At 71.9% G+C, this 13394-nt stretch carries 6 protein-coding genes; 5 read left to right on the plus strand and 1 reads right to left on the minus strand.

Going from position 1 to position 13394, the window contains the following annotated elements; genetic code table 11:
• Positions 1 to 50: 50 nt before the first annotated feature.
• From pulA to ACIA8Q_RS18280, 4 genes are all read left to right on the plus strand, one after another.
• Entirely contained in the window at positions 51 to 5552 is a 5502-nt protein-coding gene (gene pulA / locus ACIA8Q_RS18265; protein WP_360207610.1) for a pullulanase-type alpha-1,6-glucosidase, read from the plus strand.
• Positions 5553 to 6114: 562 nt separating this feature from the next.
• Positions 6115 to 8451, plus strand: coding sequence for a M4 family metallopeptidase (locus ACIA8Q_RS18270; RefSeq protein ID WP_360207607.1), 2337 nt, complete (start codon positions 6115 to 6117; stop codon positions 8449 to 8451).
• 326 nt (positions 8452 to 8777) lie between these two features.
• The gene (locus tag ACIA8Q_RS18275) at positions 8778 to 10517 is read left to right on the plus strand and encodes a carbohydrate-binding module family 20 domain-containing protein (RefSeq protein ID WP_360207604.1); all 1740 of its coding nucleotides are present in this window, start codon (positions 8778 to 8780) and stop codon (positions 10515 to 10517) included.
• A gap of 157 nt (positions 10518 to 10674) precedes the next feature.
• Positions 10675 to 10896 (plus strand): hypothetical protein, encoded by a 222-nt coding sequence (locus ACIA8Q_RS18280; RefSeq protein ID WP_360207602.1) that lies wholly within the window; start codon positions 10675 to 10677, stop codon positions 10894 to 10896.
• 97 nt (positions 10897 to 10993) lie between these two features.
• Here ACIA8Q_RS18280 and ACIA8Q_RS18285 read toward each other — a convergent pair whose 3' ends face one another.
• Complete coding sequence (locus tag ACIA8Q_RS18285) at positions 10994 to 11737, minus strand: SDR family oxidoreductase (RefSeq protein WP_360207599.1); 744 nt, start codon at positions 11735 to 11737, stop codon at positions 10994 to 10996.
• A 471-nt stretch (positions 11738 to 12208) separates the two neighbouring features.
• Between ACIA8Q_RS18285 and ACIA8Q_RS18290 the strand changes: the two genes are divergently transcribed.
• A complete protein-coding gene (locus ACIA8Q_RS18290; protein WP_360207596.1) occupies positions 12209 to 13267 on the plus strand; it encodes an alpha/beta hydrolase-fold protein in 1059 nt (352 codons plus the stop codon).
• Positions 13268 to 13394: the final 127 nt, after the last annotated feature.

Genomic DNA, 13394 nt, shown 5'->3' on the forward strand with positions numbered 1-13394 from the left:
CCGCTAGCTTCCAGGGAACTCGATCGCCCTTCCCCTAAGGGAGACCCTCAGTGGCCGATGCCCGGCTCCACCCGCCGCGGAGCACCCACCGACGCAGACCCGGCCGCACGGCCGTCCTGCTGGCCGCCGCACTGACCGCCGCCACCCTCGGCGGCGCCCCCGCCGCCCTGGCCGCCGCCCCGCCGGCCCCGCCCTCGGACGCCGCCCTGGCGGCCACCTCCGGGCGGCACGACCTCACCCGGGAACAGTTCTACTTCGTCCTGCCCGACCGCTTCGCCAACGGCGACACCCGCAACGACACCGGCGGCATCACCGGCGGGCGGATGGACAACGGCTTCGACCCCGCCGACAAGGGCTTCTACCACGGCGGCGACCTGGCCGGCCTGATCCAGCGGCTCGACTACATCCAGGACCTCGGCACCACCGCGATCTGGATGGCCCCGATCTTCAAGAACAAGCCGGTGCAGGGCACGGGTGACCAGGCCTCGGCCGGCTACCACGGCTACTGGATCACCGACTTCACCCAGGTCGACCCGCACTTCGGCACCAACGAGCAGCTCAAGGAACTGATAGCCAAGGCCCACGCCCGCGGCATCAAGGTCTTCTTCGACGTCATCACCAACCACACCGCCGACGTCGTCGACGCCGCCGAACAGCAGCACGCCTACCGCTCCACCGGCGCCTACCCGACGCTCGACGCCGACGGCAACCCCGTCGACGAGACCGCGGTCGCCGACTCCGCGGCGCCCTGGCCGCGGATCACCAAGGACTCCTTCCCCTACACCCCGGTCCTGCGCACCCCCGCCGACGCCACCGCCAAGACCCCGTCCTGGCTCAACGACCCCTCGCTCTACCACAACCGCGGCGACTCGACCTTCGTCGGCGAGTCCGCCACCGAGGGCGACTTCAGCGGCCTGGACGACCTCGACACCCAGAACCCCAGGGTGGTCAAGGGCTTCGAGAAGGTCTACCAGCAGTGGGTCCAGGACACCGGCGTGGACGGCTTCCGGATCGACACCGTCAAGCACGTCAACATGGCGTTCTGGCAGCAGTGGGCCCCCGCTCTCAAGGACTTCGCCGCCAAGCAGGGCAACAAGCGGTTCTTCATGTTCGGCGAGGTCTACTCCGGCGACCCGGCGACCACCTCCCCGTACGTCACCAAGGGCAGGCTCCAGGCCACCCTGGACTTCCCGTTCCAGGGCGCGGCCCGCTCCTACGTCTCCCAGGGCGGCTCGGCCCGCAACCTCGCCGACGTCTACGGCCAGGACTACCGCTACACCACGGCCGACACCGACGCCTACGAGCTGCCCACCTTCCTCGGCAACCACGACATGGGCCGGTTCGGCTCCTTCCTGCTCGCCGACAACCCCGGCGCCGACGACGCCACCCTGCTGAAGAAGGACCGGCTCGGCAACGAGCTGCAGTTCCTCACCCGCGGCCAGCCCGTCGTCTACTACGGCGACGAGCAGGGCTTCACCGGAGCGGGCGGCGACAAGGACGCCCGGCAGGACGTGTTCGCCTCCGCCACGCCCTCCTACAACACCGACCGCGTGCTCGGCGGCGCCACCGGCCCGGCAGACCGCTACGGACAGGGCGGCCCGCTCTACCGGGACGTCGCCGCCCTGGCCGCGCTGCGCCGGGAGAACCCGGCCCTCGCCGACGGCGCCCAGATCGAGCGCTACGCGGCCGACGGCCCCGGCGTCTACGCCTTCTCCCGGATCGACGCCGGGCAGCAGGTCGAGTACCTGGTGGCGGTCAACAACGCCACCGAGGCGAAGACCGTCACCCTCGACACCTTCTCGGCCGGGACGGGCTTCGACCGGATCTACCCCTCGGCGGGGGAGCGGGTCACCAGCGGCGCGGACCGCAAGGTCACCGTCACGGTGCCCGCGCTCTCCTCGGTCGTCCTCAAGGCCGACGCCCGGCTCGCCGCCCCCGCCGCCGGCCCGCAGCTCTCGCTGCAGCCACCCGCGGACGGCTCGACCGGCCTCGTCACGGTCGGCGCCACGACCGGCGGCGGCTTCGACCGCGTCACCTTCGCCGCCCAGATCGGCACCGGGCCCTGGCAGACCCTGGGCACCGCCGACACCGGGAAGTACCTCGTCACCCAGGACCTGAGCGCCGTCGCCCCCGGCACGGTCGTCCGCTACAAGGCCGTCGTGCAGGACTCCGCCGGCCGGCTGCGCTCCGCCACCGCGAGCTTCACCACCGGCACCCCCGCCCCCAAGCCGCTGCCCACGGCCGGCTCCCGCCCGTACGCCGTCGTCCACTACAAGCGCCCGGACGGGGACTACGACGGCTGGAACCTCTACGCCTGGGGCGACCTCGCCGACGGCGAATCCACCCCGTGGCCGGCCGGGCACGCCTTCACCGGCCGCGACGCGTACGGCGCCTTCGCGTACGTGCGGCTCAAGCCGGGCGCCTCGGACGTCGGCTTCATCGTCGAGAAGAACGGCGTCAAGGACGTCGACGCCGACCGGCACGTCGACGTCGGCAGCACCGGTGAGGTCTGGCTCGCCCAGGGCGACCCGGCCGTCCGCACCGCGAACCCCGGACCGACGGGCACGCCGCCGGCGAACACCGCCGTCATCCACTACAACCGGGCCGACGGCGACTACGACGGCTGGGGCCTGCACGACTGGACCGGCGCCGCCACCCCCACCGACTGGGGCAAGCCGCTGACGCCGGCGCGCCGCGACGCCTTCGGCGCCGTCTTCGAGGTACCGCTGGCCCCCGGCGCGACCAGCCTCAGCTACATCCTGCACAAGGGCAACGACAAGGACCTGCCCGCCGACCAGTCGCTGGACTTCGCGGTCGACGGCCGCGAGATCTGGATCCTCGGCGGCCGCGAGGGCCACCTGCTGCCGCAGAACGCCGCCTCCTCCTCGCAGATCGACCTCGGCACCGCCAAGGCGCAGTGGATCGACGCGAGGACCGTCGTCGTCCCGGCGAACCACGGCGCGAGCGACCAGGCCCTCGCCGGCGGGACCAGCGCCCAGCTGGTCTACGACCCCGCGGGCGGCATCAAGGCCGACAAGGGCGTGCTGACCGGGCCCGGCCGGTGGATCCGGCTCACCCCCGTCCAGGGCGGGCTGACCGCGGCGCAGAAGGCCGCGTTCCCGCACCTGGCCGGCTACCGGGCCTTCACCGTGGACGCCCGGGACACCGCCCGCGTCCCGGCGGCGCTGCGCAGCCAGCTGCTGTTCACCGAGCACCTGCCCAGCGGCGCCGTGCTCGCCGCCACCGGTGTGCAGACCCCCGGCGTCCTGGACGACCTGTACGCCCGGCGGACCGGGAAGGTCGACTTCGGGCCGGCGTACTACGACGGCAAGGTGGCGCTCTCGCTCTGGGCGCCGACCGCGCAGGAGGTGTCCGTCCAGGTCTTCGACGGCGCCACCGGCGGCACCCCGCGGACGCTCCCGCTGAAGCGGGACGACGAGACCGGCGTCTGGGAGGTCGTCCGCGACAAGGCCGAACTGGACGGCAAGTACTACCTGTACCAGGTGAAGGTCTGGGCGCCCTCGGTGCAGCAGCTGGTGGTCAACACCGTCACCGACCCCTACTCCGTCGCGCTGTCCACCGACTCCCGGCGCAGCCTGGTCGCCGATCTCGACGCCGGGGCGCTCAAGCCGCAGGGCTGGGACGACCACGCCCGCCCGAAGGCCGTCCCCGCCGCCCAGCAGCAGATCCAGGAGCTGCACGTCCGCGACTTCTCCGTCGAGGACGGCACCGTGCCCGCCGCCGAACGCGGCACCTACCTGGCGTTCACCGAGTCGCAGTCCGCGGGCATGCAGCACCTGCGGGACCTCGCCAAGGCCGGCGTGACGACGATCCACCTGCTGCCGACCTTCGACATCGCCACCATCCGGGAGAACCGGGCCGAGCAGAAGCTGCCGGCCTGCGACCTCAAGTCCCTCCCGGCGGACGGCTCGAAGCAGCAGGAGTGCGTGGCGGCGGTCGCCGCCGACGACGCCTACAACTGGGGCTACGACCCGCTGCACTACAACGTGCCCGAGGGCTCGTACGCGACGGACCCCGAAGGCACCGCCCGCACGGTGCAGTTCCGGCGGATGGTGCAGGCGATCCACCAGGCCGGCCTGCGGGTCGTGCTGGACGTCGTCTACAACCACACCGCCGCCGGCGGTCAGGCCGAGCACTCGGTGCTCGACCGGGTGGTGCCCGGCTACTACCAGCGGCTGGACGCCGACGGCAGGATCACCACGGACAGCTGCTGCGCCGACACCGCGCCCGAGCACGCCATGATGAACCGGCTGGTGGTCGACTCGGTGACGACCTGGGCCCGCGAGTACAAGGTCGACGGGTTCCGCTTCGACCTGATGGGCCTGGACCCGAAGTCCACCATGCTCGACGTGCAGGCCGCGCTGCGGAAGATGACGCCCGACTCCGACGGCGTGGACGGGAAGAACGTCCTCCTCTACGGCGAGGGCTGGAACTTCGGCGTCGTCGCGAACGGCGCCCGCTTCGAGCAGGCCACCCAGCTCAACATGGCCGGCACCGGCATCGCGACCTTCGACGACCGGATCCGGGACGCCGCCCGCGGCGGCAACTTCATGCTCTCCTCCGCACCCCAGCAGGGCTTCGCCTCGGGCCTGTACACCGACCCGAACGGCTCGCCCGCGAACGGCACCGCGGACGAGCAGAAGGCCCGACTGCTCCACCAGATGGACCAGTTGAAGGTCGGACTGACCGGCAACCTGGCCGGGTACTCCTTCACCGACAGCCGGGGCCGGAGCGTCACCGGCGCCCAGGTCGACTACAACGGCGCCCCGACCGGGTACGCGGCCGTGCCGGGCGAGGCGGTGGAGTACGTGGACGCCCACGACAACACCGACCTGTTCGACGCGCTCGCCTACAAGCTGCCGGCCGGCACCGCGCCCGCCGACCGGGCCCGGATGCAGGCGCTCGGGCTCTCGCTCACCGCGCTCACCCAGGGGGCGGGCTTCGCCCAGGCCGGCAGCGACCAGCTGCGGTCCAAGTCGCTGGACGCCAACTCCTACGACTCGGGCGACTGGTTCAACGCGATCCACTGGGACGCGGCGGACGGCAACGGCTGGGGGCGGGGGCTGCCGCCCGCGGCCGACAACAAGGACCTGTGGCCCACCGCGAAGTCCCTGCTGGCGAACCCCCGGCTCACCGTGGGGGCGGCCGACATCCGCGCGACCGCCGCGCAGTACCAGCAGTTCCTGCGGATCAAGCAGTCCTCGCCGCTGTTCTCGCTGCCCACCCTGGCGGCGGTCCAGCAGCGGCTCTCCTACCCGCTCTCCGGCACGTCCGGCGAGACGCCCGGGGTGATCACCCTGCACCTGGACGGCACCGGGCTGAAGGGGGCGGAGAAGGGCGTCACCGTGGTCTTCAACGCCACGCCCACGGCTCAGACGCAGACCGTGGCGGCCCTGAAGGGGACGGCCCAGGCCCTGCACCCCGTCCAGGCGGGCGGCACGGACCAGGTGGTCAAGCAGTCCGGTTTCGAGGCCGCGACGGGCACCTTCACCGTGCCCGGCCGCACCGTGGCGGTGTTCGTCCAGGGGTGATCCCGGAGCCGATCGGACCGTAACCGGAACTCACGGGTCCCGCACCGCCGTTGTGGCGGCGCGGGACCCGTGTCGTTTTGGCCGCGAGGTGGCCGGAAACAGCCGTTGGCACGGCCGGAACTGTGATGTGCCGCGCCCACGGGGCGCTGTCGGCCGCCCGCCGGGCCGGGCGGGAGCCCTGAGCGCTGGTCAGTGACATCCGGAAGTGATCGAACTTTACCCGGACCATGAAAACCGTGTTCACGAGTTCGCAAAGGGGTAACACAACTGACGGACCGTCGTGCATACGGTTTCGGTAATGAATCGGCCATTCCGTGGCATGCATCTGTCATTAACGGCTCGTTTGCTGCCACGATTCCTCCGGCTGCAGACGAGGGGGCCCCACCCCCCGGTGCAGCCGGCCAGTTCAGGTGCAGCGCGTCCCGATCCTGCAACGACTTGTGAGCACCGCATCCGCACCCCCGTCGCACACCGCGGGCGGGGGCCCCCACTGCGCCGCAACCCTGCGGCCCAGGTTCTCTCCACCGCGTGCGAACCCGCACCGGTCGGAAAAGGAGTCCGCATGTCCCGTTACGCTCACGCCCGGAAGGCGGCGGTTGTCATGGCCGCCACCACCGCGCTGCTGGTGACCGGCATACCGGTCATCGCCCAGGCCGCCACGCCGGACGCCCCGGCCGCCGTCGCCGCCCAGCAGACGACCCGGGCCGCGCTGATCGCCTCGGCGAACCAGCAGTCCGCGCCCCTCGCCCAGACCCTCGGCCTGAGCAGCGACGAGAAGCTCGTCACCAAGGACGTCGTGCAGGACGCGGACGGCACCCGTCACCTGCGGTACGAGCGGACCCTCAACGGGCTGCCCGTCCTGGGCGGCGACCTGGTGGTCCACCAGTCCGCCACCGGCGCGACCAAGGGCGTGGACCGGGCCAGCAGCGCCTCGCTGAGCGGAGTCGGCACCACGCCGAAGCTGGCGGCGCCGGCCGCGCAGTCGGCCGCGCTCGCCGCCGAGTCGGGCGCCGCGCTGGAGAGCGCGCCCCGCCTGGTCGTCTGGGCCGCGGACAACAACCCCCGCCTCGCCTGGGAGACCGTCGTCTCCTCCACCGAGTCGGACGGCACCCCGAGCAAGCTGCACGTGGTCACCGACGCCACCAGCGGTCAGGTCATCCAGAAGTTCGAGGGCATCCAGACCGGCACCGGCAAGGGCGTCTTCGTCGGCAACGTCAACATCGGCACCTCGCAGTCCGGGTCGTCCTACCAGATGAAGGACACCACGCGCGGTGGGATGTACACCACCAACCTGAACCACGGGACCTCGGGCACCGGCACCCTGTACAGCAAGTCCACCGACACCTGGGGCGACGGCACCGTCGCCAACGGCGAGTCGGCGGCGGTCGACGCCCACTACGGTGTCGCGGCCACCTGGGACTACTACAAGAACACCTTCGGCCGCAACGGCATCCGCAACGACGGTGTCGGCGCCTACAGCCGGGTCCACTACGGCAACAACTACGTGAACGCGTTCTGGGACGACTCCTGCTTCTGCATGACCTACGGTGACGGTGACTCGAACACCCACCCCCTCACCGAGCTCGACGTCGCCGGCCACGAGATGAGCCACGGCGTCACGGCGGCCACCGCCAACCTGAACTACTCGGGCGAGTCCGGCGGCCTCAACGAGGCCACCTCGGACATCTTCGGCACCATGGTGGAGTTCTACGCCAACATCCCGACCGACAACCCCGACTACCTGATCGGTGAGTTGATCGACATCAACGGGAACGGCACCCCGCTGCGGTACATGGACAAGCCGTCCAAGGACGGCCAGTCCGCCGACTACTGGTCCTCCACCGTCGGCAACAAGGACGTCCACTACTCCTCCGGCGTCGCCAACCACTTCTTCTACCTGCTGGCCGAGGGCAGCGGCGCGAAGGTCATCAACGGCGTCAGCTACAACTCGCCGACCCAGAACAACATCGCGGTCACCGGCATCGGCCGGGACAAGGCGGCGCAGGTCTGGTACCGCGCCCTGACCACCTACATGACCTCCACCACCAACTACGCCGCGGCGCGCACCGCGACGGAGAAGGCGGCGACCGACCTGTACGGTGCCGGCAGCGCGGAGCTCACGGCCGTCAGCACCGCCTGGGCGGGCGTCAACGTCGGCTCGCTGCCCAACCCGGGCGGCGTCACCGTCACCAACCCGGGCAACCAGTCGACCGCGCTCAACGGCTCGGTGAACCTGCAGATCAAGGCCACGGGCGGCACCGCCCCGCTGTCCTACAGCGCCTCCGGCCTGCCCGCCGGCCTGTCGATCAACGCCTCCACCGGCGTGATCAGCGGCACCGCCACGGCCGCCGGCACCTCCAACGTGACCGTCACGGCCACGGACTCGGCCGGCAAGAGCGGCAACACCAGCTTCACCTGGACCGTCACCGGCGGTGGCGGCGGCAGCTGCACCCCGGCGCAGCTGCTGGGCAACGCCGGCTTCGAGACCGGCAGCGCCTCCCCGTGGACGGCGAGCTCCGGCGTCGTCGACAACAGCTCCTCGCAGGCGGCCCACGGCGGCTCCTGGAAGGCCTGGCTGAACGGCTACGGCTCCAGCCACACCGACTCGCTGTCCCAGACGGTCACCATCCCGGCCGGCTGCAAGGCGACGCTGAGCTTCTGGCTGCACATCGACACCGCCGAGACCGGCTCCACCGTCTACGACAAGCTGACCGTCTCGGTCAACGGCACCACGCTGAAGACCTACAGCAACGTGGACGCCGCGGCCGGCTACCAGCAGCGCACCTTCGACCTCTCGTCCTACGCGGGCCAGACGGTCACCCTGAAGTTCAACGGCGTCGAGGACTCCTCGCTGCAGACGAGCTTCGTGATCGACGACACCTCCGTCCAGACCGGCTGAGGTCGGGTCGGGCCTCCTCGGGCCCGGTGAACCAGGACAGGTGAGGGGCCCGGCAGCCACGGCTGCCGGGCCCTTGTCGTGCGTCCGGCGGGCCTTTGTCGTGCGTCCGGCGGGTCCTTGTCGTGTGTCCGGCCGGGGCTGGGCGCCGGGTCCGGCGGGGTGGGTTACGAGCCCGGCGCGGGGTATGCAGAAACGTTCTTTCCAGGCTCTTGACGGTGTGTGTCGACGGCTCTAGGTTCAGCGCTGCAAGTTTCCGGCAAGTTACAGAAACTTCCTGCAGGCTTCACCCTCCGGCTGCCCCACCCCAGCCACCCCCAGGAGACGACGTGGTCACCACCGCCCCCACCCGCCGGCCCGTCCGCGCGGCCGGAGCGCTCGCCGCCTCGGCGGCGCTCGCGCTCTCGCTCGGCACCACCCTCGGCGCCCCCACCGCGGGGGCCACCCCGCCCACCGCAAACGGCAAGGACGTCACCGCCACGCTCTTCGAGTGGCGCTTCGACTCGGTCGCCCAGGCCTGCACCTCCACCCTCGGCCCCAAGGGCTACGGCTTCGTCGAGGTCTCGCCGCCCCAGGAGCACATCCAGGGCCCCCAGTGGTGGACCTCCTACCAGCCCGTCGGCTACCGGATCGCCGGCCGGCTCGGCGACCGGACGTCCTTCAAGAACATGGTCGACACCTGCCACGCCGCCGGCGTCAAGGTGATCGCCGACGCGGTGGTCAACCACATGGCGGCCGGCTCCGGCACCGGCACCGGCGGCACCGCGTACAGCAAGTACACCTACCCCGGCACCTACCAGGACCAGGACTTCCACTCCTGCCGCCAGCCGATCACCGACTACCAGGACCGCTCCAACGTCCAGAACTGCGAGCTGGTCAACCTCTCCGACCTGGACACCGGCAGCTCCTACGTCCGGACCACCATCGCGCACTACCTCGACGACCTGGGCGCGCTCGGCGTCGACGGCTACCGGATCGACGCGGCCAAGCACATCGCCGCCGCCGACCTCGCCGCGATCAAGGCCAAGATGGCCAACCCGGGCGCCTACTGGGTGCAGGAGGTCATCTACGGCGCCGGCGAGCCGATCCAGCCCGGTGAGTACACCGGCACCGGCGACGTGGACGAGTTCCGGGTCGGCACCGACCTCAAGCGGATGTTCACCAGCGACAAGCTCGCCAACCTGAACGGCTGGGGCGCGTCCTGGGGCTACCTGCCGAGCGGCCAGGCGCGCAGCTTCATCGACAACTGGGACACCGAGCGCAACGGCTCCACCCTCAACTACACCTACGGCAACACCTACACGCTGGCCAACGTCTTCCTGCTGGCCTCGCCGTACGGCGCGCCCAACGTCTACTCCGGCTACTCCTTCACCAACAAGGACGACGGCCCGCCCAACGGTGGCACCGTCAACGCCTGCTACCAGGACGGCTGGAACTGCACCCACGCCTGGCGGCAGGTCGCCAACATGGTCGGCTTCCGCAACGCCGTCGCCGGCACCGGCGTCACCAACTGGTGGTCCAACGGCAACAACGCCATCGCGTTCGGCCGCGGCAACAAGGGCTACGTCGCGATCAACCACGAGAACGGCGCGATCACCCAGACCTTCCAGACCGGGCTGCCGGCCGGTACCTACTGCGACGTCCAGCACGGTGACCCGCAGCCGGGCGGCGGCTGCACCGGCCCGACCTACCAGGTGGGCGCCAACGGCCAGTTCACCGCGACGGTCGGCGCGGGCGACGCGGTCGCGCTCTACGTCCAGGGCGCGGTCGCCGCGACCACCGGCGCCTCGTTCAACGTCAACGCGACCACCGCGTACGGCCAGAACGTCTACGTGGTCGGGGACGTCCCCGCCCTCGGCGGCTGGGACCCGGCCAAGGCTCTGCCGCTCTCCTCGGCCGGCTACCCCGTCTGGTCGCTGTCGCTCACCCTGCCAGCCGGCACGGCCTTCCAGTACAAGTACGTGCGCAAGGACGCCAACGGCGCGGTGACCTGGGAGTCCGGGGCCAACCGGAGCGCCACCGCGCCCTCCTCGGGCACGGTCACCCTGAACGACACCTGGCGCCCGTAAGGCCCGTCCGGCCCCGGGGGCCGGGCCCTCGGGACGGCCCCCGGGGCCGTCCGTGATGCGGGGACCCCTGTCAGCCCAGGCTGACAGGGGTCCCCCGTGTGAGTGGCCGCACCGCTTCGCCCCGCGGGCGGCGGTCCGGCGCTGACACCATCGCGGGATGAGAACCACCCCCCTCGTCCTCGACCTCGAACTGTGCGGCGGCCGCTGGGACGGACACCGCAAGCTCGTCCACGCCGCCGCCCCGCCGCCCGTGCTCCGGATGGTCCTGCGGGCCCGACTGCCCGTCGCCGAGAACGGCGAGTACTGGCCGACCACCAGCGTCTACCGGCTGGACGAGGGCGGCGGCGGGCTGCGGTACCGGCACTCGCACGACGAGTAGGCGGGCGGCCGGGCCCGCGTCCTGCCGGCCCCCGCCGCGTCGCGACGTTCCGTCGGCCCCGCCGCGCCCTGCCGTTCCGTCCGCCCGCTCCCGGCCGTCAGCCGCGGCCGATGTACGGCATCGCGGTCGCCATCACGGTGGCGAACTGCACGTTCGCCTCCAATGGCAGCTCGGCCATGTGCCGGACGGTGCGGGCCACGTCGGCCACGTCCATGGTCGGCTCGGGCGCGATCCGCCCGTCCGCCTGCCGGACCCCGGCGCCCATCGCGGCGGTCATGTCGGTCGCCGCGTTGCCGATGTCGATCTGCCCGCAGGCGATCCGGTACGGGCGGCCGTCCAGCGACAGCGACCTGGTCAGCCCGGTCACGGCGTGCTTGGTGGCGGTGTAGGCGATCGAGTGCGGCCGCGGGACGTGCGCCGAGATCGAACCGTTGTTGATGATCCGGCCGCCCTGCGGGTCCTGTGCCTTCATCTGCCGGAACGCGGCCTGGGCGCAGAGGAAGGCACCGGTCAGGTTGAGGTCGACCACGGCCCGCCAGGCCGCCACCTCGAGCTCCTCCACCGGGACGGCCGCGCCGAAGGTGCCGGCGTTGTTGAACAGCAGGTCCACCCGGCCGAAGCGCTCGGCGGTCTCCGCGAACAGCGCGTCCACCGCCGCCGGGTCGGTGACGTCGGTCGGCACCGCGACGGCCGGGGTGCCGCCCAGTCGCGCCGTCTCCCGCAGCGGTTCGGCGCGCCGGCCGGCCAGTACCACCTGCCAGCCGGCCCCGGCCAGCTCGACCGCCACGGCCCGGCCGACGCCGCTCCCGGCTCCGGTGACGACGGCGATCTGCTGGGGCATGGCGCTCTCCTCGGTGCTCTGTGCGGTTGCTCTGCTCGGTTGCTCTGCTCGGGTGCCCTGCTCGGTCCGTGCGGACCCGGTCCGGCGGGGCCAGACGGGGCCGCCGGGCGGCCCCGTCGACGCGATCGTCGCGGATGGGGCGGCCGGCGTCACTGGTCGAAGGCCCCAAAATCGGCGCCCCCGGGCAGGCCGACCGCTGTGTCCCCCGCCGTCCGGCCCCCGCCGTCCGGCGGGAGCGGTGAAGACCTTTACCCGATCGCGAACAAACATTGGATTTACGGTGCCCGCCGCGCAACCGGGTCACCCCGGCCCACGTCATAAGATCGCAGGACGGCGCGCCACCGCGAGGGGCGGCACGCCGCCGTCCCGGGGGCCGTACCACCGTCGTGCCCCCGGGCCTGTCCGGCCCCACCGGGGGGCCGCCGCCCGGTCAGACGGACCGGGCGCGACATCGGTCGGAGAGTCCTCACCGTGCTTAGGCAGTCGTCCCGTTCCCGCGCCGTCCTGACCGGCGCCGCCGCACTCGCCCTGGCCGCCTCGCTCGCGGCCTGCGGGAGTTCCGGCGGCGGGAAGGGGGACGGCGCCAAGGCGGCCGGCACCCCGGGCGCGAGCGGGACCACTGCGGCGGGCAGCCCGAGCGGCACCGGCACCGGATCGCCCACCACCGCGGAGCCCACGGCCGCCACCGGGAAGGTGCTGATGCCCACCGGTCCGCAGGCCGCCCTGACCAAGGCCCGGGACACCGCGGCCGGCCCGATCATGGTGACCACGGTGACCGGCGCGAAGTCCGGGGTGTCCGGCAAGGTCTGGGTCTGGCTGCCGCCGGAGTACAACGACCCCAAGTTCGCCAAGACCGGCTTCCCGGTGCTGACCCTCTTCGCGGGCGGCCAGAGCAACGGCTACAACACCTGGACCGACAACCAGCTGCCGATCCAGGAGAGCAACGCGGAGCTGGTGAAGGCCGGCAAGGCCCACCCGTTCATCATGATCATGCCGGTGCAGAACTTCAACGGCGACGAGCACAACGCGCTGGACTGCTCCGACATCCCGGGCCAGCCCAAGATGGGCACCTGGATGACCCAGGACATCCCGGACTTCGTGCGCGCCAACTTCCGCACCCTCAAGGGCCGCGACGGCTGGGGCGTGATGGGCGCCTCCACCGGAGGCTTCTGCAGCGCCAAGCTCGCCCTGCAGCACCCGGACGTCTACAAGGCCGCCGTCCCGATCGACGGCTACTACGTCCCCGACTCGGGGCTCTGGAAGGGCCACGACGCCGAGCGCGCGGCCAACAACCCGGACGTGCTGGTCGCCCAGAGCAAGGCGGACGTCAAGATGCTGGTCACCGCGGGCGGCGCCAACCCGTACGAGACCAAGCTGGTCAAGGCCTGGGTGGCCAAGGCCGCCCCGCCCACCTCCCTGGAGTACTACGAGCAGCCCGGTGGCAAGCACCTGACCTCGGACTTCAAGAAGATGATCCCGGACACGCTGCAGTGGCTGAGCAAGAACCTGGCCGGGCCTGCGGCCGACTGACCCGGTACGGCGGACGGGTGCGCGCGCACGCCGAACGCGGCCGAGGGCCCGGGACACCCGCACGGGTGTCCCGGGCCCTCGGTGTTCCCGGGCCGGCCCCCGTTCCCACCCCGGGCCCGGCTGCGTC

Source organism: Kitasatospora sp. NPDC051705 (assembly GCF_044453265.1).
In the GTDB taxonomy this organism is placed as follows: domain Bacteria; phylum Actinomycetota; class Actinomycetes; order Streptomycetales; family Streptomycetaceae; genus Kitasatospora.